At 67.8% G+C, this 23,070-nt stretch carries 23 protein-coding genes; 4 read left to right on the forward strand and 19 right to left on the reverse strand.

Annotated elements, in window-relative coordinates; genetic code table 11:
- Positions 1 to 108 precede the first annotated feature (108 nt).
- Genes murU through ABE546_RS12215 form a run of 4 tightly spaced genes read right to left on the reverse strand, consistent with a single transcriptional unit; the run spans position 109 to position 3,725 of the window.
- Positions 109 to 822, reverse strand: coding sequence for an N-acetylmuramate alpha-1-phosphate uridylyltransferase MurU (gene murU, locus ABE546_RS12200; RefSeq protein WP_070426783.1), 714 nt, complete (start codon positions 820 to 822; stop codon positions 109 to 111).
- A complete protein-coding gene (locus ABE546_RS12205; RefSeq protein WP_313212596.1) occupies positions 819 to 1,844 on the reverse strand; it encodes a phosphotransferase in 1,026 nt (341 codons plus the stop codon). The genes murU and ABE546_RS12205 overlap by 4 nt, the downstream gene beginning before the upstream one ends.
- A gap of 58 nt (positions 1,845 to 1,902) precedes the next feature.
- Complete coding sequence (locus ABE546_RS12210) at positions 1,903 to 2,172, reverse strand: GlsB/YeaQ/YmgE family stress response membrane protein (RefSeq protein ID WP_019185648.1); 270 nt, start codon at positions 2,170 to 2,172, stop codon at positions 1,903 to 1,905.
- A gap of 59 nt (positions 2,173 to 2,231) precedes the next feature.
- Positions 2,232 to 3,725: a M20 family metallopeptidase gene (locus ABE546_RS12215; RefSeq protein ID WP_313212597.1), complete on the reverse strand. Its 1,494-nt coding sequence runs from the start codon at positions 3,723 to 3,725 to the stop codon at positions 2,232 to 2,234.
- 253 nt (positions 3,726 to 3,978) lie between these two features.
- Between ABE546_RS12215 and ABE546_RS12220 the strand changes: the two genes are divergently transcribed.
- The 4 genes from ABE546_RS12220 (at position 3,979) to ABE546_RS12235 (ending at position 7,107) form a co-directional block, all read left to right on the forward strand.
- Positions 3,979 to 4,254: a ComEA family DNA-binding protein gene (locus tag ABE546_RS12220; protein WP_346463951.1), complete on the forward strand. Its 276-nt coding sequence runs from the start codon at positions 3,979 to 3,981 to the stop codon at positions 4,252 to 4,254.
- Between the two features lie 464 nt (positions 4,255 to 4,718).
- Positions 4,719 to 5,723, forward strand: coding sequence for a L,D-transpeptidase (locus ABE546_RS12225; RefSeq protein WP_313212613.1), 1,005 nt, complete (start codon positions 4,719 to 4,721; stop codon positions 5,721 to 5,723).
- Positions 5,724 to 5,750: 27 nt separating this feature from the next.
- A complete protein-coding gene (locus tag ABE546_RS12230; protein ID WP_313212598.1) occupies positions 5,751 to 6,458 on the forward strand; it encodes a murein L,D-transpeptidase catalytic domain family protein in 708 nt (235 codons plus the stop codon).
- A gap of 37 nt (positions 6,459 to 6,495) precedes the next feature.
- Complete coding sequence (locus ABE546_RS12235; RefSeq protein ID WP_346463850.1) at positions 6,496 to 7,107, forward strand: HutD family protein; 612 nt, start codon at positions 6,496 to 6,498, stop codon at positions 7,105 to 7,107.
- A 17-nt stretch (positions 7,108 to 7,124) separates the two neighbouring features.
- On the opposite strand, the gene ABE546_RS12240 is transcribed toward ABE546_RS12235, so the two are convergent.
- The 15 genes from ABE546_RS12240 to sufC all read right to left on the reverse strand — a co-directional run bounded on the left by ABE546_RS12240 (position 7,125) and on the right by sufC (position 23,050).
- A complete protein-coding gene (locus ABE546_RS12240) occupies positions 7,125 to 8,738 on the reverse strand; it encodes a flavodoxin domain-containing protein (RefSeq protein ID WP_346463852.1) in 1,614 nt (537 codons plus the stop codon).
- On the reverse strand, positions 8,735 to 9,715 hold the full coding sequence (locus ABE546_RS12245; RefSeq protein WP_313219147.1) for an FAD:protein FMN transferase: 981 nt from the start codon (positions 9,713 to 9,715) through the stop codon (positions 8,735 to 8,737). The genes ABE546_RS12240 and ABE546_RS12245 overlap by 4 nt, the downstream gene beginning before the upstream one ends.
- A gap of 122 nt (positions 9,716 to 9,837) precedes the next feature.
- Positions 9,838 to 10,644 (reverse strand): DUF4198 domain-containing protein, encoded by an 807-nt coding sequence (locus ABE546_RS12250; RefSeq protein ID WP_313217464.1) that lies wholly within the window; start codon positions 10,642 to 10,644, stop codon positions 9,838 to 9,840.
- Between the two features lie 25 nt (positions 10,645 to 10,669).
- Complete coding sequence (locus ABE546_RS12255) at positions 10,670 to 11,188, reverse strand: DUF2271 domain-containing protein (RefSeq protein ID WP_313217466.1); 519 nt, start codon at positions 11,186 to 11,188, stop codon at positions 10,670 to 10,672.
- Between the two features lie 22 nt (positions 11,189 to 11,210).
- The gene (locus ABE546_RS12260; protein WP_346463854.1) at positions 11,211 to 11,849 is read right to left on the reverse strand and encodes a PepSY-associated TM helix domain-containing protein; all 639 of its coding nucleotides are present in this window, start codon (positions 11,847 to 11,849) and stop codon (positions 11,211 to 11,213) included.
- 150 nt (positions 11,850 to 11,999) lie between these two features.
- Complete coding sequence (locus ABE546_RS12265) at positions 12,000 to 14,423, reverse strand: TonB-dependent receptor (protein ID WP_346463856.1); 2,424 nt, start codon at positions 14,421 to 14,423, stop codon at positions 12,000 to 12,002.
- A 139-nt stretch (positions 14,424 to 14,562) separates the two neighbouring features.
- Positions 14,563 to 15,000, reverse strand: coding sequence for a hypothetical protein (locus tag ABE546_RS12270; RefSeq protein WP_346463858.1), 438 nt, complete (start codon positions 14,998 to 15,000; stop codon positions 14,563 to 14,565).
- Between the two features lie 121 nt (positions 15,001 to 15,121).
- Complete coding sequence (locus ABE546_RS12275) at positions 15,122 to 15,808, reverse strand: Fe2+-dependent dioxygenase (protein ID WP_313217472.1); 687 nt, start codon at positions 15,806 to 15,808, stop codon at positions 15,122 to 15,124.
- Between the two features lie 51 nt (positions 15,809 to 15,859).
- Positions 15,860 to 18,181, reverse strand: coding sequence for a catecholate siderophore receptor Fiu (locus ABE546_RS12280; protein WP_346463860.1), 2,322 nt, complete (start codon positions 18,179 to 18,181; stop codon positions 15,860 to 15,862).
- 146 nt (positions 18,182 to 18,327) lie between these two features.
- Positions 18,328 to 18,654, reverse strand: a complete 327-nt coding sequence (locus ABE546_RS12285; protein WP_346463862.1) for a hypothetical protein — start codon at positions 18,652 to 18,654, stop codon at positions 18,328 to 18,330.
- Between the two features lie 143 nt (positions 18,655 to 18,797).
- Positions 18,798 to 19,130 carry a non-heme iron oxygenase ferredoxin subunit gene (locus tag ABE546_RS12290; protein ID WP_346463864.1) on the reverse strand — a complete coding sequence of 111 codons (333 nt, stop codon included), beginning with the start codon at positions 19,128 to 19,130 and terminating at the stop codon, positions 18,798 to 18,800.
- Positions 19,127 to 19,663, reverse strand: a complete 537-nt coding sequence (locus ABE546_RS12295; RefSeq protein WP_346463866.1) for a GNAT family N-acetyltransferase — start codon at positions 19,661 to 19,663, stop codon at positions 19,127 to 19,129. The genes ABE546_RS12290 and ABE546_RS12295 overlap by 4 nt, the downstream gene beginning before the upstream one ends.
- A 107-nt stretch (positions 19,664 to 19,770) precedes the next feature.
- Positions 19,771 to 21,027, reverse strand: a complete 1,257-nt coding sequence (locus tag ABE546_RS12300) for a cysteine desulfurase (RefSeq protein WP_346463867.1) — start codon at positions 21,025 to 21,027, stop codon at positions 19,771 to 19,773.
- Positions 21,024 to 22,286, reverse strand: a complete 1,263-nt coding sequence (sufD, locus tag ABE546_RS12305) for a Fe-S cluster assembly protein SufD (protein ID WP_313217484.1) — start codon at positions 22,284 to 22,286, stop codon at positions 21,024 to 21,026. The genes ABE546_RS12300 and sufD overlap by 4 nt, the downstream gene beginning before the upstream one ends.
- Positions 22,286 to 23,050 carry a Fe-S cluster assembly ATPase SufC gene (gene sufC, locus ABE546_RS12310; RefSeq protein ID WP_088432788.1) on the reverse strand — a complete coding sequence of 255 codons (765 nt, stop codon included), beginning with the start codon at positions 23,048 to 23,050 and terminating at the stop codon, positions 22,286 to 22,288. The genes sufD and sufC overlap by 1 nt, the downstream gene beginning before the upstream one ends.
- Between the last annotated feature and the right edge of the window lie 20 nt (positions 23,051 to 23,070).

Here is a 23,070-nt window from a genome sequence, read left to right on the forward strand (position 1 = left end):
CCATCGGGCGGAGAGCAGCCGACCAACGGTCGGCTCTACCATCGGGCGGAGAGCAGCCGACCAACGGTCGGCTCTACCACCGGGTCGCCCAAAGGGGGGCGCGGTGTTTTACCCGTGCGGGGATTGCAACTGGGCGTCCAGCTGCGCCAGACGCTCCGGCGTGCCTACGTCGGTCCATCGGCCGCGATGGTGCTGGCCGGTCACACGGCCCTGCGCCATCGCGTGGCGCAGGAGGGGGACGAGGCTGAACTGCGGCGGTGTCGCGCCGGCCCCGGTGGTGTCGCCGATCACCGCCCGCCAGCCGTCGAGGATCGCCGGGCGGTACACGCCGATACCGGCATAGGTGAGCCGCGCGCTGTCGCCGTCATCGCTGACGCGACCATCGGCGTGCAGGATGAAATCACCGCGCGGGTGCTGCGCGGGATTGTCGACCAGCACCAGATGCGCATCGCCGGCAGGCGTGCGCGGCAACGTGGCGACCTCCATATCCGTCCACACATCGCCGTTGATCACCAGGAACGGTGCCTCGCCGAGAATCGGCAGGGCATTGAGGATGCCGCCACCGGTTTCCAGCGGCACGGCGCCCTCATCGATGAAGTGCAAGCGCAGCCCCCAGCGCGCACCGTCGCCCAGCGCGGGTGCGAACTGGTCACCCAGCCAGGCGGTGTTGATCACCACCTCATCAATGCCGGCGGCAGCGAGCCGTTCCAGGTGCCACACGATCAGCGGCTTGCCACCGGCCACCAGCAGTGGCTTGGGCGTGTGCAGGGTCAGCGGGCGCATGCGCTCGCCCTTGCCGGCCGAGAAGATCATGGCCTTCATGGGCGCGCCTGCACCGGTTCGGCGATGCGGGCCAGGGCCGGTTTGATGCGCAGCTCGAACAGGTCGTGCAGTGGGGCCAGCTCGGGATGGCGCGGCAGCACTTCATCCAGATAGCGGATGAAACGGGGTGCATCCTCGAAGTAGTGACCCTTGCCGTCGCGGTCGCGCAGGCGCACGAACAGGCCGAGAATCTTGAGGTGGCGCTGCACGCCCATCCAGTCGGCGTCGCGCAGGAACTGCGGCCACGGCCGCACCGGCAGGCCGGCGGCCAGGGCGAGCGCGTGATAGCGCGCCAACCACGCGTCCACGCGTTCGATCGGCCAGCTCAGGAACGCATCCTTGAACAGGCTGACCGGGTCGTAGGCGATCGGCCCGCGCACCAGATCCTGGAAATCCAGCACGGCCGGCCCGCCGTCGATCGGCATCAGGTTGCGCGGCATGAAATCGCGGTGGGTCAGCACCTGCGGCTGCTGCAGGGCGTTGTCCATCAGCAGGCGGTGCATGCGCTGCAGGTGCTCGATCTCGCCGCAGTCCAGTTCCAGGCCGAGGTGACGTTGCAGGAACCATTCGTCGAACAGCCCGGCATCACGCTGCAGCAGCGCCTCGCCGAAGCTGCCCATGCCCTCGGGCACCGGGATGGACTGCAGCCGGATCAGTTGCGCGAAGGCGGCATCGAACCAGGCATCGGCGTTGTCGGTGTCGATATGGCGGGCCAGCGTCGGGCCGCCCAGGTCTTCCAGCAGCAGGAAGCCGTTGTATTCATCGCGCGCCAGTACCTGCGGCACGCGCACGCCGTTGGGCTCGAGCAGGTCGTGCATGCGCAGCCACGGGCGCACATCCTCCAGCCCGGGCGGGGAATCCATCACGATGTGGCTGCCGCGCGCGCTGGTGGCGCGCCAGTAGCTGCGGAAACCGGCATCGACCGACGCACGGTCAAGCGCGGTGGCCGGGTCGCCGAGGGCGGCGCAGGTCCACTGCCGGCGGTGTTCGGCGCGCAGCGGATCGGAAGCGGGATCGTTCATGGACGGGTACGTCGAAGCGGCGCCGGAAGGCGCGCGGGAAGAAAGAAGAGGGCGATGCTCAGCGCTTGCTGCTGAACAGCCGGAGCACGGCCAGGACCGCGACCGCACCGAGGATCGCGCCGATGAAACCGGCAGGCTCGCCGCGGGCATACCAGCCCATGTACTGGCCGAACCAGCCGGCCAGCAGGGCGCCGACGATGCCGAGCACGATGGTCAGCAGGCAGCCCATGCGGTTGTTGCCGGGCATGAAGAAGCGCCCGAGCAGACCGACGACGAAGCCGACCAGGATGATGTAGAGCCAGCTGGTGCTGCCAAACAGTCCGTTCATGCCAAATGCGTCAGTAGAGGTGGACGCAGCCTAGCAAGGCCAGGCTGCGTCCGCCAACGTCAGCAGCAGCCGTGGCCACCGTGACGGGTGCCGCTGTCGGCGGCGACCGGCGAACCGCTGGTCTCGCCACGCAGGCTGGCCGCGTAATGCTCGCTGATCACCTTGGACACGCAGGAGGTCACGCGCTTGCCCATCGGGATGTGCAGGAACTCGTTCGGGCCGTGTGCGTTGGAGTGCGGGCCGAGCACGCCGGTGATCATGAACTGCGCACCCGGGAACTTCTCGCCGAGCATGCCCATGAACGGGATCGAGCCGCCTTCGCCCATGTACATCGCCGGCTTGCCGAAGAAGGTCTGGCTGGCGTCGTCGATCGCCTGGGTCAGCCACGGCGCCATCGCCGGGGCATTCCAGCCGCTGGAGGCCTTCTCCAGGTCCAGCTTCACTTCCGCACCGTTCGGCGGATCGCGCAGCAGGGCTTCTTTGAGCAGCTCGCCGCAGGCTTTGCCGTCAGCGGTCGGGGGCAGGCGCAGTGACAGCTTCACCGCGGTATGCGGGCGCAGCACGTTGCCGGCCGAGGCCAGCGGCGGCAGGCCGTCCACACCGGTGACCGACAGCGCCGGGCGCCAGGTGCGGTTGAGCACCAGTTCGGCCAGGTCGTCGTTCATCGGGCGCAGGCCATCGACCATCGGGAATTTCTCGAAGATCGCGGTGTCCACCACTTCAGCGGCACGCTTGGCCTGTTCCTGGCGCTCGGCCGGGATTTCGACATTCATGCCGTCGATCAGGATGCGGCCGGTGTTCTCGTCCTCGATGCGCGAGATCAGCTGGCGCAGCAGGCGGAAGCTGGACGGGATCACGCCGGAGGCATCGCCGGAATGCACGCCTTCGTTGAGCACCTTGACCGAGAAGTTGCCGCCGGTCAGGCCGCGCAGCGAGGTGGTGCACCACAGCTGGTCGTAGTTGGCGCAGCCCGAATCCAGGCACACCACCAGCGAGGGCTTGCCGATGCGGTCGGCCAGGTGGTCGACATAGGCGGGCAGGTCGTAGCTGCCGGATTCTTCGCAGGCTTCGATCAGGATCACGCAGCGCGCGTGCGGCAGGCCTTGTTCCTGCAGCGCCAGCACGGCGGCCAGCGAACCGAACATCGCATAGCCGTCATCGGCGCCGCCGCGGCCGTACAGCTTGTCGCCGCGCAGCACCGGGATCCACGGACCCAGGTCGTCGTCCCAGCCGGTCATTTCCGGCTGCTTGTCCAGATGGCCGTACAGCAGGATGGTGTCGTCGCCGGTCTCGGCGCCGGAGGCCGGGATTTCCAGCAGCAGCAGCGGGGTGCGGCCTTCCAGGCGCACGACCTCGACGGTCAGGCCCGGCAGGTTCTGGGCGCGGGCCCAGGTTTCCATCAGGGTGACGGCCTGTTCCATGTAGCCGTTGGCGACCCAATCGGCGTCGAACATCGGCGATTTGTTGGGGATACGGATGTAATCGACCAATTGCGGGACGATCTCGTTGTCCCACTTTTCACTGACGAATTGGCCGAGCTTGGCGCTGTCCATCTGAACTCCGGAGTGCTTTTGACAAGTCCCGCCATTCTACGCCTGCGCTGGGGTAGGTATTTCCCTACACCACGTCGGGTGTTAGGCCTGCTGTGTGAAGGTGCCGTGGACGATAGGCTGTGTGTATGTGGCGAGGGACGCTGGAACCTTCGACAGGATTGCCGGCAGGGGCCGGTTCCGAGCCACAAGGAGTTACACGGTGGGACCTTGGTTTTCGTGCAGGGCGCTGGTGCTGGGACTGCTGTTGAGCGGAATGGCCTTCGCGGCCGATCGGATCAACATCAATACGGCGGACGCGTCGACGCTGCGGCAGGGACTGGCGAACGTGGGGCCGATGAGGGCCGAAGCGATCGTCGCGTACCGGCGACAACACGGACCCTTTGAACACGTCGAGGATCTGGCGCGGGTGAAGGGGATAGGGACAGCTACCGTCGAACGGAATCGACAACGGATGACGACCGGGGCCAGGCAGGCGCCGGACGAGGCACCGCCCAGGAGGGCAGCGCCGGCCTCCGTACCAAGGCGCTGAACAACAGGACAGGTCGGGACAGGCAGGACGCCGGTCACTGGTCGCCACGGCAGGATGCCGCGGCGGCACCGACAGCTGCAGGGAGGCAGCACGCAGGGAGGCGGCGCGGAAGGATTGGCGCGGACCCACCAGGACGGTGGCATCCAGACCCCGGGAAGGGTTGAGATGGCGGAAGCATATACGGCCGAGTGCAGGATGCATGGCCGGCACCCAGACTGGGCAGGATGCACAGGGGGAAGGCGGGATGCCGACAAGGATGTATCGATTGCCCGGTCTGCACAGGATGTGTGGCCGGGCAATTACTTTTTGGGGCGCACGAAAACCGGCAGCAGGGCTGCGCGTGTTTTCGCGAACGCATGCAGGCACTTCGTGTAGCGTGGCGGCATCTCTTCGAATGGATGCACGACATGGCAGTACGCAGCACGCTGTTGAGTCTGGCCCTCGGGACGCTGCTGGCGACCGGGATGCTTCCCGCCACGGCCGCCAACAGTGCGCCGACGGCCAGCAAGACGACCGAGGCCCCGCGCGGTCCCACCGATCTCAAGCCCGGCGAGTTTCTCTGGCATCCGGAGATCTCCCCGTCCGGCCCGATCGTGCTGGTGGTCAGCCTCGATGAGCAGCGCGCCTACGTGTACCGCAACGGCATCGCGATCGGCATGAGCACGATCAGCTCGGGCAAGACCGGGCATGAAACCCCCACCGGCGTGTTCACGATCCTGCAGAAGGACAAGGACCACAAGTCCAACCTCTACAACAGCGCGCCGATGCCCTACATGCAGCGCCTGACCTGGGACGGTATCGCGCTGCACGGCGGCAGCCTGCCCGGTCACCCGGCCTCGCACGGCTGCGTGCGGCTGCCACAGGCGTTCGCGCAGAAGCTGTTCGGCGAAACCCACCGTGGCGATACCGTGGTGGTGGCCGATGCCAAGAGCGCGCCGATGACGCTGGCCTATCCGGCCGTGCTGGCGCCGGTCAGCAGCACCGGCAAACCGCTGGTCGAGAGCACCGACGCCCCGGCGCATTACTGGAACGATGCGGCGGCCCCGGCCGGCCAGGTCGGCATTCTGGTCAGCCTGCATGATCAACGCCTGTATGTGCTGCGCGATGGCGTGCTGATCGGCGAGTCGCGGTTGGAGGCCAAGGCCTTGCCGGCGTTCGAGGGCACCACGTTGTTCGTGATGGGCCAGGGCTACCAGGACAACCCCAGCCCGCTGGACCCGCACCGCCCGCTGCACCGCTGGACCGCCTACCCACTGCTGGGCCAGACCGCCGCCAATGCCACCCCGGACCTGCTCGCCACGCCGAGCCTGCCGATGGCGCTGCCGCCGGAATTCGCCGAACAGCTGTACAGCGTGCTGGTGCCCGGCACCACGCTGCTGGTGACCAGCCTGCCCGCGGTTCGCCCGGTGGCCGATGAACAGAACCTGCAGCCCGTCTTGGAATCCGACGCCGGCGGGTCCACGTTGTAAGCGTTGCCTCCGGTTGGTGTGCTGCCCATGCCCGTTGTGAAATTGCTGCCTGCCGCGTTCTGCGGCCTGATCGCGTCCGCCACGGCGGGCGCGGCCAGCCCTGCGCCGGCCCCGGAGGCGAATCCGGTGCAGATGGCCGAGATGCTCTCCAAGGCCGCACCGGCTGCGGACAAACACGTGTTGCAGCTGGCGGCCCGCGCGATGCGCTGTGCGTTGCGCCGGCCGGAACTCGGCGTCGACCCGGGCAAGTTGAGCGTGATCGATTACTCGCGGCCGTCGACCGAACCGCGCATGTGGATTTTCGATCTGACCCGCCAGCGGCTGCTGTTCGAGGAGTGGGTCGCGCATGGGCGCAACAGCGGTGACAACCGTACCCAGCACTTCTCCAACAAGGACGGCAGTTTCATGTCCAGCCTGGGCGCGTTCACCGCCAAGGAGACCTACATGGGCGGCAACGGCTATTCGCTGCGCCTGGAAGGGCTGGAGCCGGGCTTCAACGACCATGCCCGCGACCGCGCGATCGTCATCCACGGCGCGCCGTACGTGAATCCGGCGATCGCGCGCCTGCAGGGCCGGCTGGGCCGCAGCCTGGGGTGCCCCGCTGTGCGGCTGTCCGTGGCGCGGCCACTGATCGACAGTCTGCGCGGCGGCACGATGGTGTTTGCGTATTACCCCGACAAGGACTGGCTGGCGCGTTCGCGCCTGCTGGAACCCGATTGTGGCGGCGTGTCCTGAGGCAGCTCTGCTGCGTCGGCTCAGGCACACTGGCGCCATGTCGACCGATACCGTCCTGAGCGCGGCCAGCCGCGTCATCCCCTCCTTCGAATACCGCCGCGAACGCTGGCGCAACGGCCTGGGCTGGACCCGCGAGATCCTGCGCGTGCCCGACAACGACGATTGGCAGGTGCGCCTGTCGATCGCCGAGATCGAGCAGGACGCCGCGTTCTCGGCCTTTCCCGGGATCGACCGCGAACTGGTGCTGCTGCGTGGCGAAGGCCTGCACCTGCGGTTCGCCGATGGCGCACTGCATACCCTGATGCCGCCGCACGACCGCCTGCGGTTTGCGGGCGAAGCGCAGGTGACCGGCGAACTGATCGACGGGGTGACCCACGATTTCAATCTGATGTGGCGGCGCGATGCCGTGCAGGCCGAGCTGCTGCACCGGCCGCTGGTGGGCAGCATGTTCTTCTTCACCGAACCGGCGGCGGCGTGGGCGATTCATCTGCTTGCCGGCCAGGCCGAATTCGAAGGCGAGCCGTCGCTGGCACCGCTGGCCGCCGGTGATACCGCCTGGTTGGCCGCCGGTGAGCGCCGCCGGTTTGCCTTGCACGGCGGCGGCGAGTTGCTGGCGATCCGTGTCACTGCGGGGGGCCGCAACGCCTGAGGGCCTGCCGACAATCCTCAGTACACGTCGCGCCGGTAACGTCCGGCCACGATCAAGGCCTCTTTCCCGTCGCGGCCCAGCGCCTGCTCGATCACCGCATCCACCGCCGGGGCCATGCCCTGCAGGCTGCCGCAGACCAGGATCGTGGCACCGTCGTGCACCCACTGCTGCAGCGTGTGGATCTGCGCCTGCAGCCGGTCCTGCACGTAGTGATGCTCACCACCGTCGCGACTGAACACCGTATCCAGACGCGCGATCCAGCCGTCGCGCTGCCAGGCGCGCAGGTCGTCGCCGAAGAAGAAATCGTGCGCGGCCGTACGCTCGCCGAACAGCAGCCAGTTGCGGCGCGCGCCGGCACTGATGCGCTCGCGCAGGTGGGCGCGCAGGCCGGCGATGCCGGTGCCGTTGCCGATCAGGATCAGCGGCGTTGCCGCTGCCGCACCGTGGAAGTTCGGGTTGCTGCGGAAGCGCAGATCGATGCGGCCCTCCAACGCAGCGTGATCGCACAGCCAACCACTGCCCAGCCCCGGGGTGCCATCAGGACGCAGCTGACGGCGCAGCAGCAACTGCACCTGGCCTTCGGCAGGCAGGCTGGCGATGGAGTACTCCCGGTGCGGCAGCGGGCGTAGCGCGGCGATCAGCGCGTCTGTGTCGGCAAACGCGGCCGTCTCGTCGCTGCTGGGCAGGTGCGCCCGCGCGAGATGCGCACGCAGCGGCTGTCCATCGATGTCCGCATCGCCCTCCCAGGGGGTATCGCGCAGCCAGGCCTCGACCTCGGCCGGCGAATGCTGCGGCCCGATCTCGACCACGTCGCCGGCCTGCCACGCCGGCAGCACGCCATCGGCAGGTACCAGGGTGATGCGGTAGGTCGGTGCGCCCGGGCTGCCCGGGTTTTCCAGATGGCGCGCCTGCAGTTGCCACGGCAGATAATCGGCCGGGGCCCAGTCCGGCAGTTCGGTCGCTTCACCACCGAGCTGGCCGAGCAGTTGCTGCCAGTGGCGCAGTGCGCCGGGATCGGCGTTGTCTACCTCCACGGTATCGAACAGCGGATGCGCGCCGTGCTGACGCAGCCACGCATCGAGCTGGTGGCCAAACGCGCAGAAATGCCCGTAGCTGCGATCACCCAGTGCCAGCACGCCGTACTGCAGCTGCGGCAATGCGAGCGCCTGTGGCATCACCTTGCGCAGGAAGGGCAGGGCATGATCCGGCGCATCGCCTTCGCCGGTGGTGCTGACCACGAACAACGCCTGCCCGCTGCGCTGCAGAAGCTCGGCCGTCACCGCATGCAGCGCGCGGATGCGGACCAGCAGGCCGGCAGCGCGCAACGCCTGCGCACTGCGTTCGCACAGCTGCTGCGCGAAGCCGGTCTGGCTCGCCCAGACAAGCAGGATCGGTGCGGGTCCGTTGTCGGCCACGTGGTCTTCGCGCGCGCGCCCGCGCCACCAGATCAGCGTGCAGAACGCGGCATAGCCCACCAGGCTGCCCGCTGCCCAGCGCCACTGCGAGGCCAGGGGTGCGCTCTGCCACCACGCGTCACCCAGATGCAGGCGCAGCAGCGCCCAGGCGATGACCGCCAGCAACAACATGACCGCCAGGTTGCCCAGCCACGCACGGGAAGGACGCAGACTCATGCCGCGCCCACGCGGTCGTCGGCGAGCAGGTGCTCGAATGCGGGACTCATCTGTTCCTCGATCCCGTGCGCGCCCCGGCTGACAACGCGGGCGGCCAGTGCATGGGTGCGCGCAAATGTGATGCCCTCGTCGGGGCCCATCACCGTCAATGCGGTGGCCCAGGCATCGGCCTGCATGGCACTGTCGGCGACCACGGTGACCGCGGCCGCAGCGCGCGTGACCGGTGCACCGGTGCGCGGATCCAGCGTGTGGCTGAACTGCTCGCCGCCCTGTTCGAAGTGATGCCAGCGATCACCGGAGGTGGCCACCGCCCGATCTCCCAGCGCGAGCACGCGTGGCGGATGGTCTGCTTGTGCATCGTCTTCCGGGGCCGATTCCACCAGCACGCGCCACGGCTGGTCATCAGGCTTGCGGCCAAAGCCGTGCAGCTCGCCGCCGACCTCCACCAGTGCGGCGTGCACCCCGTTCCCGCGCAGCCACCTGCTGACCTGATCGACACCAAATCCCTTGGCAATCGCCGACAGATCCAGCGCCAGCCCACCGGGTTGCAGCAGGCGACCGGGCTGCCACTGCAGCCGTTCCCACCCACACCGCGCACGGGTGGCGGCGAGGGCGGCCGCATCGGGAATGCGCCGGGCCTGCGCCTGTGCGCCGAATCCCCACAAGGCCACCAACGGGCCGATGGTCGGATCGAAGGCGCCGCCGCTGCGCTGTGCGATGTCCAGCGCGCACTGCATCACGGTGTCGAACAAGGGCGGCAGCGCCTGCCACTCACCCGCGGGCGCACGGTTGAAGCGCGCGATATCGCTGTCGGCTTCCCACGTGCTCATCTGCGCCACGATGGCGTCCAGCTGCGCCTGGATGCCGGCGTGCAGCGGGTGCAGGTCGCGGCTGCGCGCCACGGCCAGCTTTACCTGCCAGGTGGTGCCCATGGTGTGGCCGCCGAGGCTGGCGATGTCGAGATCCGGGTTGTTCATGGGGATGGGCACGTCGGGCCTAGTAAGCCCGATGGCCGGACTGCGTCGGGTGAAAAGCCCCCGTCGTGTCGACGGGGGCGGGGTGAGGTGGACGGCGCGTGCAGCGGCCGCGCCGAAGGCCGTTACTCGGGCAGCACTTCCAGCGTGGCCACGTAGCTCAGGCGACGCTTCTTGGCTTCCTTGATCGAGGTCTTGCTGTCCTCGGTGCCGGTTTCCAGCCAGTACATGCCTGCTTCCGGCCAGGTGACGGCGAACTCGCCCTTGGCATCGGTGCTGACCTTGATCTCGTCCTGGGCGTTGCGGTACCGGGTGCCGCCGCGGGTGATCTCGAACGCCAGGCCGGCGGTCGGCTTGCCGTCGACCAGCACGCGGAAGCGCGCGGCTTCACCGGCGACCAGATCGTTCGGGTGAGCCAGCGCGATCATCTCGATGCCCTGGTTGGTCGGCTTGAGCGCGGTGTCGTTCGGGGAGCCGTTGGTGACGAAGGTTTCCACGCGACCGACCGACTGCGAGACCTGCAGGTTCCTGGCGTTCTTCGGCACTTCGGTGGCGAAGGTGGCCGGCGTACCGCGCCAGCGCTTGGGCTTGCCGTCCTCTTCCCAGCTGGCCGACAGACCGTTGTTGATCGTGGCCAGGCGGTAGGTGCCCTGCTGGGTCAGCTCGACATCGAACACGCTGCGGAACTTGCCGGTCGCCGCGTTCTGCGGCTGCACGGTGCTGCCGTCCGGCGCGGTGATGACCAGGTTGTCCAGGCGCAGCGGCACGTGGTTGAAATAGAACAGGTCGTTGGAGACCGCCGCATCGACGGTGATCCACGGGTTGGTGCCCGCGATCACGGTCTGCGAGGGCTGCAGCCAGGCCTTGTGGGCCAGGGCGGAGAACGGAAGTGCGGCGGCCATGGCGGCGGCGAGGACGAGCGTGCGCTTCATCGAAAAACTCCAGGTGGATGGGGGATCAGGGCTTGGCGGTCAGGGTGACCAGACCGAGTTCGGTCGCGCCCTGGGCCTTGCCGGACTGGGCGGACGTGGCCGGCCAGGTGAAGGGGATCTTGAGCAGTTCGCGGCCGCCGACTTCGCGCACCGCTTCCACCACGAGGGTGTAGTTGCCCGGTGCCAGCGCCTTGAGCGCCGGCTGCTTGTCGCTGAAGGAGAGCGCGTGCTTGCCGACCGGGCGGGTCGGGCCGGTCACGCCGTCCACCGGCACCTCCAGCGTGCGGCCGCTCTTGCGCCACCACTGGCGCAGGTCGGGCAGCCACTTGGTGCCATGGCCTTCGGCGTTGCCGGTCTGCTGGTACCAGACGGAGAGGTTGGCGGCGACCTTCTGGTCGGCCCCTTCCAGCCACACGGCCACATACGGGCGGTGGTACTCGGCCACGTTGAGCTTGGGCACCTCGACGTTGATATCCAGGGTGGTGGCATAGGCCGGTGAGGTGGCCAGCAGGCCGCTCAGGGCGATGGTCAGGGTGACGCGCATGGTGCGACTCCGGAAGGGACGGTCAGTGGATGAGGATCAGGGCGATCAGCAGCGGGATCAGCAGGCCCAGGCCGACCAGCGGCCAGGTCATGCGGCGCTGGCGGGCATGCAGGTGCAGCAGGAACAGGCCGGTGATGCAGAACACCAGGCAGGCCACGGCGAAGATATCCACGAACCAGCCCCAGGCGGGCCCGGCATTGCGCCCTTTGTGCAGATCGTTGAAATAGGACACCCAGCCGCGTGCGGTGGATTCGTATTCCACGTCGCCCGTTTCGCGGTCGATGCTCAGCCAGGCATCGGCCCCCGGGCTGGGCATGGAGAGATAGATTTCGCCATCGGACCATTCGGCCGGGCGGCGCCCGATCGAGATGCCGAGCTGCGCATCCAGCCAGCGGCTGGCCACCCGGGGAATGGGCGCGTGGCCATCGGCGCGGTCGCCCAACTTGCCGAGCAGGTCAGCAGGCAGCTCGAGCTGGCGGCTGACCACCTGCGGCGTGGCTTCGATCCTGGCCGCGTGGTTCAAGGTGATGCCGGTCGCGGCGAACAGCAGCATGCCGATCAGGCACACCGCCGAGCTGATCCAGTGCCACTGGTGCAGCGTGCGCAGCCAGAAGCCGCGGCGTTGTTGTTGCACGCTGGAAGAAGGAGCGCTGGTGGCCACGGTCGGGAGAGAGAGTACTGAGGGGCGAATTACACCATTGATGAGAATGATTCGCAATTTGTGAAAAAAGAAGGCAGCGTTCCGTCGCCGGCGCGCTGCCCGAGGTCAAGGCCAGCGGCGACGTCACTCAGGACGCCGCCGCGGTGTGCCTCAGAACTTGGCGTTCAATGAGATCCAGTAGCTGCGACGCTGATCCTTGGTGGCGTAATCGTCCACGCAGCTGAACTCGCTGTCGCTGATCAGCACGCAGGACTGCGAGACGAAGTCCTTGTCGAACAGGTTGTTGACCCGCGCGTTGACGGTCAGCCACTTATTGATATCCCAGCTGCCGCCGAGGTGGAAGATCGTGTAGTCCTCGTAATAGCGGGTCTGCGAGCTGCTCACGCCGCCGACGTTGCTGACCAGCGTGTCGCGGTAGCGGTCGTAGCGGCCTTCGCCGATCAGCGACAGGCTCACCGCCTCGCTGATCTGCCAGTTCAGGCTCGCATTGGCCATGTGCTTGGCCGGGTTGCCGGTGATCGGCAGGCCCTTGCCGGTGCCGCTGGTCTGCTCGCTCTTGGTCCAGGTGTAGTTGCCGCGCAGCTGCAGAGTGTCCAGCAGATCGACCTGGGCGGCGGCTTCGACGCCGCGGGTTTCGGCCTTGTCGATGTTCACGCTCTGGCCGAAGGTGCTGTAGCCCAGCTCGGCCCAGCCCGGGCCGATGTCCACGCAGTAGCTGCCATCGTTCGGGGCGACTTCGCAGTTGGCGAAGGTGCCGCCGCTGGCGATCTTGTCGTCGAACTTGTTGAGGAAGCCGGTGAGGTTGAAGCCCCAGCGATCGCCTTCGTAGTACGCGGCGATTTCGTAGTTGGTGCTGGTTTCCGGCTTCAGGTTGGGCGAGCCGACCAGCGGGGTCACGCCCTGGCCGCCGAAGCCGACGATGCCGGGGAACAGCTGGTCCGGACGCGGGGTCTTGTAGCCCGTGCTGACGCCGCCCTTGACGGTCCAGGCATCGTTGGCATTCCACACCAGGTAGGCGCGCGGGCTGACGTGACTGCCGAAGATGTTGTGATCGTCATAGCGCACGCCGACCGTGGCGGTCAGGGTATCGGTCAGCGACCAGTTGTCCTCGGCGAACAGCGCCCACATGCGGTGCTGCTGCTTGACGTTGTTCTTGTAGCCGTTGCCGTCCATGCCGAACACGCCATCGACCATGTCGGTGTCGTTGTACTGGCCGCCCACGGTGAGCTTGTGCGCGCCGAAGGTGAGATCGAGCATGGTGTCCAGCACGTTGCCCTCCAGCTCCATGGTGCGCAGCGGGCGCGGCAGGAAGGCCTGCAGGCGCGCCAGCTCCGCCGGATTGAGTGCGCTCAACCCGTTGCGCGCGCCGGCCGCGCAGTTCGCTGCGGCGCCGGTGCGGCGGCAGACGTCGTTCCACAGGCCCTGCAGATCGGCGCGCTCGTCCAGGGTCAGCGGCAGCGAGCGGCCGAGGTTGTTGCTGGTGATGTGGGTCAGCGTGGTCTGCCAGGTGCCGAACTCATAGCGGCCCTGATGGGTCAGTGCCAGCTGGTCGCGCTCATAGCGCTGGTAGGCGGTGTAACCCACGCGCGGCTGCACCACGCGGCGGGTGATGTTGCCCGGACCGTTTGGGTTGCGGATCGTCGCATTGCCAACGCGCCACAGGCTGGCCAGGCTGTCCAGGGTGCCAGTCTGGCCTTCGCTGTTGTCGTACTTCTGGCGCGACACGTCGTAGTCCAGCCACAGCTCGTGGTCGTCATTGACGATGAAGTTCAGGCGCAGGCCGGTGTTCCAGTTGGTGTTGGCCACCGCCTTGCCGCCGCCACCGAAGCCGATGCTGCGCGACCACAGCGTGCCGTCCGGCAGCGGCAGGTCATCCCATTCCGGGTTGGAGGCTTTGGCGTCGTAATAGCTGCCGCGCACCGACAGGCCCAGGCGGTCCTTGACCAGCGGGCCACTCAGGTAGACATCGGTGCTGCGGGCATCACCGAACTGGTCGTCCTGCTGCAGGGTGAAGCCCTGGGTGACCGCGCCATGCCACTCGGTCTGGTTGCGGCGGGTGATGATGTTGATCACCCCGCCCATCGCATCGGAGCCGTACAGGGTCGACATCGGGCCGCGGACCACTTCGATGCGTTCGATCGCATCCAGCGGTGGCATGTACGAGAACTGGCCGCCACCGAAGTTGTTCGGGTACAGGTTGCCGGCGTTGCTCTGGCGGCGACCGTCGATCAGCACCAGGGTGTAGTCCGAGGGCATGCCACGCATGGAAATGGTGGCGCGGCCGTTCTTGTCGGTCGGCTCCATGCCCACGTCGATGCCTTCCACGTCGCGCAGCGCATCCACCAGGCTGGTGTACGGGCGCTTGCTCAGCTCCTCGCGGCTGATCACGCTGATGCTGGCCGGGGCATCGGCGATCTTCTGCTCGAAGCCGGCGGCGGTCACGACCACCTTGTCCAGCGTGGTCGGGGCGGCGGCCTCGCCGTTGGCGAAGGCCGGGGCGCTCAGCGCACCGAGCAGGGCGATGGACAGGGTGCAGCGGGACAGGGACGTGCGACGACGATGGCGCTGGGCCATGGGGGTAACCTCGGAAAGAAGAACGCGGACGCAACGCGGCAGGCCGCAGGGCGGCAACACGCGCAGGAATCAGGAAGGCCCGGAACGGGCAGAGCGTGCGTGACCGCGCGGGGCGCGATGGCGCCGCGGGCAGTCGGGATCAGCCCTGCGGAGGGGCCTGGCCGCGCTGGACGCGCAGGCCGGGTGCAGCAGGCAGCGGCGTGGCCGGTGCCGAATCAATGGCGGGTAGGACGCGTGGCGGCTGTGCTACCAGCGTGGCCATCAGCGCATCCAGCGATTCCACGACCGGTGGCAGCGACGGCTGCGGCGGTGGCGTGGAAGCAGGGCGCGCGCTGGCGACCCGGCGCGGCTTGGCCGGGGTGTCTTCCTGCACCGCGGTCTCACCGCCGCCGACAGGACGCTCGTCCATTGGCATCTGCAGGACCATCACGGTGCTGCCCGGGGCAACGCGCTCGAGTACCGGCAGGCCGGTAAACAGCATCGCCAGCACCGCCAACCACGCCAGCACCACAGGCAGCGCCGGGCGCTGCCCGCGCATGGCGGTGGCAAAGCTGCGATGGCGGTGGGGGTGGCGCAAGGGAAGATCCCGAAAGGGCGGACCGGACCTCCGGTTCGCAACGCGCCGAGATTGTAGTGAGAAATGTTCCCAAGCGCAAATGGGAACGATTTGCGATTGCGGGGGGCCTATGGCGCCAGGCTCAGATCTCGCTCCAGCGTCGCAGGAGATTGTGATACACGCCGGTCAACTGCAGTACTGCCGCGCTGTCGGCACCGGTGGTGCGCAGCGTTTCGATCGCACTGTCCATCTCCAGCAGCGTGCGCCGCGCGCTGTCATCGCGCACCATGCTCTGCACCCAGAAGAATGAGGCCAGCCGCGACCCACGGGTGACCGGATTGACGCGGTGCAGGCTGCTCGAGGGATACAGCACCAGATCGCCGGCGGGGAGCTTCACCTCGTGCTCGCCGTAGGTATCGCTGATCACCAGCTCGCCGCCGTCATAGTCGTCCGGCGCGGTGAGGAACAGCGTGCACGATACGTCCGAGCGCAGATGACTGCGCTGTCCGTCCAGCTGGGTAATCATCACCGCCCCATCCACGTGGAAGCCGTACTCGCCGCCGCCCTGGTAGCGGTTGAAACGGGGCGGCAGAATCCGCAGTGGCAATGCCGCCGCGAAGAACAGCGGATGCCGGTCCAGGGCGCCCAGCACGATCCGGCCCAGCTCGGCCTTCAGGGGCGAGGCGTCGGGCAATTGTTCATTGCGCTTGACCTGCGCGCCCTGCGCGCCGACGGTCTCGCGCCCATCGGCCCATGCCGCCTCGGCCAGCGCGCGCTGGAGGTGGGCCAGTTCATCCGCGCTCAGTACGTCGGGAACATGCAGCAACATGACAGGGTCCTTGTACGACGCAGGGGAGGGCTCCCCTGCGTCGGCCGGTGGTCAGAAGCGGAAGTCCGCACTGAACAGGACGGTGCGCGGGGCACCCGGGGTGTAACGGTAGCCGCTCTTGTTGATCGCAGCCACGTACTGCTTGTCGAACAGGTTGTAGGCGTTCAAGCGCAGCACCAGGTGCTCGTTGATGGCATACGAAGCCACCGCATCGTAAACCGTGTAGGACTTGGTGAAGGCCGGGGTACCGACCGCACCGTCGGTGCCGCGATGCATCTGGCCGGCGTAGCGCACGCCGCCGCCGATCGTCAGGCCGGACGGGAAGGCATAGCTGGTCCAACTGGTGAAGGTGTCGCCCGGGGTGTAGGTCAGGTTGCGGGTGCCGTCGGCGGCGACGTTGGCGCCTTCTTCCACCTCGGTATCCAGATGGCTGTAACCCGCCGAAACCGACCAGTTGTCGGTGATGCGGCCCACGGTGGAGACTTCGATGCCCTGCACCGACTTCTTGCCGGTCTGGGTCGGGTTGCCCGCATCGTCCAGGACCTGCGTGTTGATCTCGTTGCTGACCTCGGTCTTGAACAGCGCCACGTTGAAAGCGAGTGCGTCATCGAGGAAGGCCCACTTTGTCCCCACTTCGACGGTCCTGGCTTTCTGCGGCTCCAGGCTCGGATTGTCAGCGCTGCTGGTAGAGGCGCTCAGCTGGAAGTTGCTGCCGCCCGGCGGCTGCTGGGAGAGGGCGTAGTTGGCGTACAGGCTGACGATGTCATCGACCTTGTAGACCGCGCCGAGCTTCCAGTTGAGCAGGGTGTCCGAATGTTCAAGCGAGGGATTGGCGATCACGGTGCCAACCGGGTTGGCGCCACAGGCCGGACCACGGCCGCCGCACACCGACGCACTCTGGTACTCGGTCGAGTAGTGGTCCGCGCGCAGACCTGCGGTGACCAGCAGGCTTTCGCCGAGGTTGAGGGTGTCGAAGAGATAGATCGAGGAGGTGGTGGTCTTGCCGTGGCTGTCGGCGCCGTTGTGTGCCCAGGTCAGTCCGGTCGCGTTCCAGTCCGGGGCATACAGGTTGGCCGGCGACCAGGTGGTGCCACCGGTGGCGGCCTGGCCGAAGCTCTTGAGCTCCTCGCGGGTGAATTCCAGGCCGGCGCTCAGGTTGTGCACGATCGCCCCGGTGGTGATATCCGCCCGCAGGTTGAGCTGGTCGGTCAGGATCGTGTTCTGCTGGTCCTTGAAGGTCGGCAGGCTGCGCGCGATGGTGTAGCTGGCTGGATCGGCCGGGTTGGTGAAGCGGATGTTGCCGGTCGGTGCGCCATTGGCACCGCGCGTGCCGGTACCCATGAACGCGGTCAGCAGGTAATCCTGGTCGGTGCGGCCCCAGCGGGCGGTGTTGGTCACGCGCACGGCGTCGTTGATGTCGTGCTCGATGCGGAACGTCGCCATCTTCGCGGTGACATCGTCGTGGTCGGCGCGGGTGCCGTAGAAATTCTCCGGATCGACCGGCTGGCCGGCCAGCTGCTCCAGGCTGGGCTGCGGCGTCCAGCCCGGCAGGCCCAGGGTCGGCACGCCGCCGTCGGGCACGTTGTCCTGGTCCACGTAGAGCAGGTTGAGGAAATAGCGCGTGCTGGTGCCCAGGCCGAACGCCAACGACGGTGCGATGCCCCAGCGGCGGTTGTTGACGTGGTCGCGGCCGGGTTGGTCGCTGTCCTGCCACATCGCATTCACGCGCAGCGCACTGGTTGCGCCGAGCGCCTGGTTCCAATCGGCGGTGCCGCGCTGCTGGCTGTCGGTACCGGCCGAGACCGTGCCCGACACGGCGTTGTGCAGGTTGGCCTGTTTGCTGACCATGTTGATCGCACCCGTGGGTGCCGAGCGTCCGTTGTCGGTGCCGGCCGGGCCCTTGGCCACCTCCACCTGCTCGGTATTGAACACATCCCGCGAGATCGAGCCGAGGTCGCGCACGCCATCGACGAAGATGCTGCTGGAGGTGTCGAAGCCGCGCATGAAGATGCTGTCGCCGGTGTTGGTGTTGCCGTTCTCACCCACGTAGAACGTACCCACCCCCGGGCTGTTGCGCAGCGCATCGGTCAGCGTGGTCGCACCCTGCTGATTGAACAGGTCGCTGGTGATCACCTGGATCGTCTGTGGGGTGTCCTGCAGCGACTGGGTGAACTTCGGGGAAGCGACCTTGTCGGCCTTGAAGCCGCGCACGCCGCGCACATCGATCTGATCCAGGGTCTGCGGCGTGTTGCCACTGGACTGGGCGTGCGCGATGACCGGCAGGACAGCCAGGCTCAGCCCGGTGACCAGGCCGGCAGTGGCGCGACCGGCAACGGTGCGCGGAAAGGAAGAATGCTTGCGGCTCTTGATCATGGTGTGGACGATCCGGGAAGGGAAAGACGGGCGGCGCGGCGCGCGCGGGGAACAGCGGCCGGCAATGGAGACGCGGGCACGCGAAGCCGTTCGCACTGCGCACAGGCGCAGGCACGGCACGCCCCACGCGGTGCGTGGGGCAGGGATCAGGCGTGGGGAGGCGCGTGGCCGGGATTGAGCCGCAGCGAAGGTTCCAGCCGCTGCCGCCGCAGCGCATCGGACGGCCACAGCGGGACCAGGGTCGTCCAGCCGGTGCGCCGCTGACGCAGGGGCACGCCGACATGACCGAGTTCGGGATCGGGGCCGGACTCGGCGGCCGACGGGGGCTCTGCCGCCGGGAGCTCGGGCACGGGCATGGCCGGGGCGGTCGCCGTCGGCGAGATGTCCCAGGCCAGCGAGGTCCGTGCCGGCGCCTTGCCTGGCTCAGCGCCGCGCTGGGGTCCGCTCAGCCCGCGGCACGCCAGCAGCACCACGCAGAGCGTGGTCCACAGGGCAAGAGCGCCAAGAAGAGAGCGGTGGGCGGACACGGGCTACCGGACAGGCGCGACCGGGTGGCCGCAATGCCTATCGTAATAGGAACAATTCGCGTTTTCAAAACGCCGACATTCAGCCCGGCTCAGTCGCGGTCGTCGCGGGCCCAGACCGCGTCGTGTTCCCGCTTGACCGGGAACTTCGCGACCGGCGAGTAGGCCGGGGCGCACAGCGCGGAGCCGTCGCGGATATCGAAGCGGGCCCCGTGCAGGACGCACTCGATGCTGGCCTCGCCGGTATCGAAGGTGCCCGAGGACAGCTCGAACTCGTCGTGGGTGCACTGGTCTTCCAGCGCGTACAGCTCGCCGTCCAGGTTGAACACCACGATCGGCGTGCCGGTCACTTCATCAAAGGTGCTCTTCATCTCGCCGGGCAGCAGCTCGGCGCTGGCGCAGACGAAGGTCCAGGTCTCGCTCATGCCGGCACCGCCAGCGGCTTTTCCAGGATCTCGAAGCGCAGATCGTCGCGCTTGGGGATGCCGAAGCGTTCATCGCCATACGGGAAGGGCTTCTTGATGCCGGTGCGCTGGTAGCCGCGGCGCTCGTAGAAGGCGATCAGTTCGTCGCGGATGTCGATCACCGTCATCTGCATGACCGGCACGCCCCACTCGCGCGCGGCGTGGGCTTCGGCGGCCAGCATCACCTGCTTGCCGACGCCGCCGCCCTGCTGGGTCGGGTCCACCGAGAACATGCCGAAGTAGCCCTTGCCCTGGTCATCGGCGATATGTGCGCAGGCCAGCAGCTGGCCCTCGCGCTCGGCGAGCAGGATGGTGCTGCGCGGGCGCTCGATGTCGGCCTGAAGACCCTGCGGGTCGATGCGGGCGCCATCGAGGATGTCGGCCTCGGTGGTCCAGCCGGCGCGGCTGGCATCGCCCCGGTAGGCGGAGGTGACAAGGGTGACGAGGGCGGGGATGTCGGCCAGCGTGGCGGCGCGGTAGGTCAGGGTGCTCATGCCGCCATTTTAGGCTGGCCGGGGCCCGGACGGAAACGACCGGGGCGGGCAACGAAAAACGCCGTGGCAGGCCACGGCGTTCCAGGGGGGACACAGACGAGGCGGGCTCAGCCCAGCAGCTTGCGCACCTTGTTCAGCGCCACGATGAAGCGCTCGATCTCGTCATGCGTGTTGTAGAACGCCAGCGAGGCGCGGCAGGTCGCGGCGACGCCGTAATACTGCAGCAGCGGGTGCGCGCAGTGCTGGCCCGAGCGCACGGCAACACCTTCCAGATCCAGCAGGGTGGCCAGGTCGTGCGAATGCGCGCCCTCCACCAGGAAGGAGACCACCGCCGCCTTGTCCGGCGTGGTGCCGAAGATGCGCAGGCCGTCGATCTTGCCCAGTTCTTCGTTGAAGTGCGCCAGCAGCTCGGTTTCGCGTGCTTCCACGTGGTCCAGGCCGAGCGATTCGAGGTAGTCCACCGCCACGCCCAGGCCGATGAAACCGGCGATGTTCGGGGTGCCGGCTTCGAACTTGTGCGGGGCATCGTTGAACACGGTGCCCTCGAAGCTCACTTCCTTGATCATCTCGCCGCCACCAATGAACGGCGGCATGGCGTCCAGGTGTTCGCGCCTGGCCCACAGCGCGCCGGTGCCGGTCGGGCCGCACATCTTGTGCCCGGTGATGGCATAGAAGTCGCAGCCGATCGCGGGGATGTCGACCTTGCGGTGCGGTGCGGCCTGCGAGCCGTCCACCACGGTGATGATGCCGCGCTTGCGGGCCTCGCGGCAGATCTCGCGGACCGGATTGACCGTGCCCAGCACATTGGACACATGGGCAACGGCGAGCAGCTTGACCTCGGGGGTCATGGCCTTGCGCAGTGCGTCCAGGTCCAAGGCGCCATCCGGGGTGATCTCGGCCACGCGGATCGTCGCGCCGGTGCGCTGGGCGACCAGCTGCCAGGGCACGATGTTGGCGTGGTGTTCCATGCGCGAGACCAGGATGACATCGCCGGCCTTCAGCCGCGGCAGTGCCCACGAATAGGCGACCAGGTTGATCGCGAAGGTGGTGCCGCTGCACAGCACGAGCTCGCTGGCGCGCACATTGAGGAAGCGTGCCAGCTTGTTGCGTGCGCCTTCGTAGGCATCGGTCGCCTCGGTGCCGAGCGCATGCACCGCACGGCTGACGTTGGCGTTGTAGCGGCGGTAGAACTCGTCCAGCGCGCCGATCACCTGCACCGGCTTCTGGCCGGTGTTGGCGTTGTCGAAGTACACCAGCGGCTTGCCGTGCACTTCGCGCATCAACAGCGGGAAGTCCAGTCGCACGCGGTCCCAATCGGGCGCGGCGCCGGTATCGGCGACCGGGCGCGGCGTGGACAGGTTCATGCCACGCCCGCCAGGGCCAGTGCACGGGTGAGCTGGGCGGTGAGCTGCTCGGTCAGGCGTGCGTCGAGCGCGTTCAACGGTTCATGGCAGAACGCCGCGCTCAGCAGCTGCTGCGCGCGATCGGCCGGCAGGCCGCGCGAGCGCAGGTAGAACAGCGCATTCGCATCGAGCTGGCCAACCGTGGCCCCGTGCGCGGCCTTGACCTCGTCGGCATCGATCACCAGCGTGGGCTGGGTATCGATCTCGGCATCGGCCGACAGCAGCAGGTTCTTGTTGGACAGGTTGGCGTCGGTGCCATCGGCGCCTTCGCGGATGTGGATGCCACCGTGGAAGACCACGCGGCTGCGGTTGGCCGCCACACCACGCCAGACCATTTCCGAGGCGGTATCGCGTGCGATGTGCTCGATGCCCAGGCGGGTATCGACATGGCGGCGGCCGTTGCCGAGCAGCACGCCGTTGGCGGTCAGCTGGGCGTTGTCGCCTTCCAGGCGGACGTTGAGCTCATGGCGGCTCAGCGCGGCGCCCAGTTCCAGATCGACACGACGGTACTGCGCGTTGCGGGCCAGCACGGCGTCGGTGCGCAGCAGCGAGGTGGCGCGGGTGGCGTCGGCCTGCACACGGGCGTGCGACAGCACGGCATCCTGCGCCAGGTGGACGTGCACGAGGGTGTTGTCCAGGTGCGCGGCATCACCGACATGCAGGTGGTGCTCGACCACGCCCAGCGCAGCGCCAGCGCGAAGTTCGATCAGGTGGCGGTGGTGCCAGGACAGATCGGTCTCGCCAGCCACGCTGATGAAGACCAGCTGCAGCGGCGTCTCGACCTGCACGCCGGCTTCCACGCGCAGCAGCACGCCTTCATCGGCGAGCGCGGCGTTGAGGCGGGCGAACACTTCCTCGCTGCGCTCGAAGCGGCGGCCGAGGAAGCGAGCGGCTTCATCGCCCGCGGCCAGCGCCGAGGACAGGGTCGCCAGCTGCACACCGGCCGGCACCGCGGCGACATCGCTCAGCGCGCCGGACGGGCGACCATTGACGAACACCAGCCGCGGCGACGGAATGTCGGCCAGCAGGGCGGCATCGACCACGGCCGGGGCGAGCGGGGCGGGCTGGAAGCTGCGACGCTCCAGCTGGCGCAGGGAGGTGTATTTCCAGGCTTCGGTGCGCGGGCCGGGCAGGCCGGCCTGCAGGGCGGCATCCAGCTCGGCGCGACGTGCATCGCTGCCGCAGAAGCCGCTGGCGAGGGAATCGAGCAGGGCGCTCATCAGACCGCTGCCTCCGGCACCACGCGGTCCTTCAGGAAGTGGTAGCCATGGGCTTCCAGTTCCAGGGCCAGTTCCGGGCCGCCGCTCTGCACGATCTTGCCGTCGGCCAGCACGTGCACCACGTCCGGCTTGATGTAATCGAGCAGGCGCTGGTAATGGGTGATCACGATGAAGGAGCGGTCCGGCGAACGCAGCGCGTTGACGCCGTCGGCCACGCTCTTGAGCGCGTCGATATCCAGGCCGGAGTCGGTTTCATCCAGGATCGCAAGCTTCGGCTCGAGCACGGCCAGCTGGAAGATCTCGTTGCGCTTCTTCTCGCCACCGGAGAAGCCTTCGTTGACGCCGCGGTGCAGCAGCTCGTCCTTCAGGTGCAGCACGGCCAGCTTCTGGCGGACCAGCTTGAGGAACTGCATCGAATCCAGCTCTTCCTCGCCGCGCGCCTTGCGCTGGGCGTTGAGCGCCGCGCGCAGGAAGTAGGTGTTGTTCACGCCGGGGATTTCCACCGGATACTGGAAGGCCAGGAACAGGCCGGCGGCGGCGCGTTCTTCCGGCGCCAGCTCGAGCAGGTCACGGCCTTCGAACTGCACGCTGCCTTCGCTCACGTCATAGCCGTCGCGGCCGGCCAGGACGTTGCCCAGGGTGGACTTGCCGGCGCCGTTGGGGCCCATGATGGCGTGCACCTGGCCGGGCTTCACGTCGAGCGAGAGGCCCTTGAGAATCTCTTTTTCGCCAATGCGTGCGTGGAGGTTGTCGATCTTCAACATGTCGATAATCGTCTTGTCAG

Source organism: Stenotrophomonas sp. TWI377 (assembly GCF_039674525.1).
GTDB lineage: Bacteria > Pseudomonadota > Gammaproteobacteria > Xanthomonadales > Xanthomonadaceae > Stenotrophomonas.

What these genes read in the sequence shown, in the direction of transcription:
- murU (WP_070426783.1), bottom strand. Translation starts at nt 822, where the DNA reads ATGAAGGCCATGATCTTCTCGGCCGGCAAGGGCGAGCGCATGCGCCCG.
- ABE546_RS12205 (WP_313212596.1), bottom strand. Translation starts at nt 1,844, where the DNA reads ATGAACGATCCCGCTTCCGATCCGCTGCGCGCCGAACACCGCCGGCAG.
- ABE546_RS12210 (WP_019185648.1), bottom strand. Translation starts at nt 2,172, where the DNA reads ATGAACGGACTGTTTGGCAGCACCAGCTGGCTCTACATCATCCTGGTC.
- ABE546_RS12215 (WP_313212597.1), bottom strand. Translation starts at nt 3,725, where the DNA reads ATGGACAGCGCCAAGCTCGGCCAATTCGTCAGTGAAAAGTGGGACAAC.
- ABE546_RS12220 (WP_346463951.1), top strand. Translation starts at nt 3,979, where the DNA reads ATGGCCTTCGCGGCCGATCGGATCAACATCAATACGGCGGACGCGTCG.
- ABE546_RS12225 (WP_313212613.1), top strand. Translation starts at nt 4,719, where the DNA reads ATGCTTCCCGCCACGGCCGCCAACAGTGCGCCGACGGCCAGCAAGACG.
- ABE546_RS12230 (WP_313212598.1), top strand. Translation starts at nt 5,751, where the DNA reads ATGCCCGTTGTGAAATTGCTGCCTGCCGCGTTCTGCGGCCTGATCGCG.
- ABE546_RS12235 (WP_346463850.1), top strand. Translation starts at nt 6,496, where the DNA reads ATGTCGACCGATACCGTCCTGAGCGCGGCCAGCCGCGTCATCCCCTCC.
- ABE546_RS12240 (WP_346463852.1), bottom strand. Translation starts at nt 8,738, where the DNA reads ATGAGTCTGCGTCCTTCCCGTGCGTGGCTGGGCAACCTGGCGGTCATG.
- ABE546_RS12245 (WP_313219147.1), bottom strand. Translation starts at nt 9,715, where the DNA reads ATGAACAACCCGGATCTCGACATCGCCAGCCTCGGCGGCCACACCATG.
- ABE546_RS12250 (WP_313217464.1), bottom strand. Translation starts at nt 10,644, where the DNA reads ATGAAGCGCACGCTCGTCCTCGCCGCCGCCATGGCCGCCGCACTTCCG.
- ABE546_RS12255 (WP_313217466.1), bottom strand. Translation starts at nt 11,188, where the DNA reads ATGCGCGTCACCCTGACCATCGCCCTGAGCGGCCTGCTGGCCACCTCA.
- ABE546_RS12265 (WP_346463856.1), bottom strand. Translation starts at nt 14,423, where the DNA reads ATGGCCCAGCGCCATCGTCGTCGCACGTCCCTGTCCCGCTGCACCCTG.
- ABE546_RS12275 (WP_313217472.1), bottom strand. Translation starts at nt 15,808, where the DNA reads ATGTTGCTGCATGTTCCCGACGTACTGAGCGCGGATGAACTGGCCCAC.
- ABE546_RS12280 (WP_346463860.1), bottom strand. Translation starts at nt 18,181, where the DNA reads ATGATCAAGAGCCGCAAGCATTCTTCCTTTCCGCGCACCGTTGCCGGT.
- ABE546_RS12290 (WP_346463864.1), bottom strand. Translation starts at nt 19,130, where the DNA reads ATGAGCGAGACCTGGACCTTCGTCTGCGCCAGCGCCGAGCTGCTGCCC.
- ABE546_RS12295 (WP_346463866.1), bottom strand. Translation starts at nt 19,663, where the DNA reads ATGAGCACCCTGACCTACCGCGCCGCCACGCTGGCCGACATCCCCGCC.
- ABE546_RS12300 (WP_346463867.1), bottom strand. Translation starts at nt 21,027, where the DNA reads ATGAACCTGTCCACGCCGCGCCCGGTCGCCGATACCGGCGCCGCGCCC.
- sufD (WP_313217484.1), bottom strand. Translation starts at nt 22,286, where the DNA reads ATGAGCGCCCTGCTCGATTCCCTCGCCAGCGGCTTCTGCGGCAGCGAT.
- sufC (WP_088432788.1), bottom strand. Translation starts at nt 23,050, where the DNA reads ATGTTGAAGATCGACAACCTCCACGCACGCATTGGCGAAAAAGAGATT.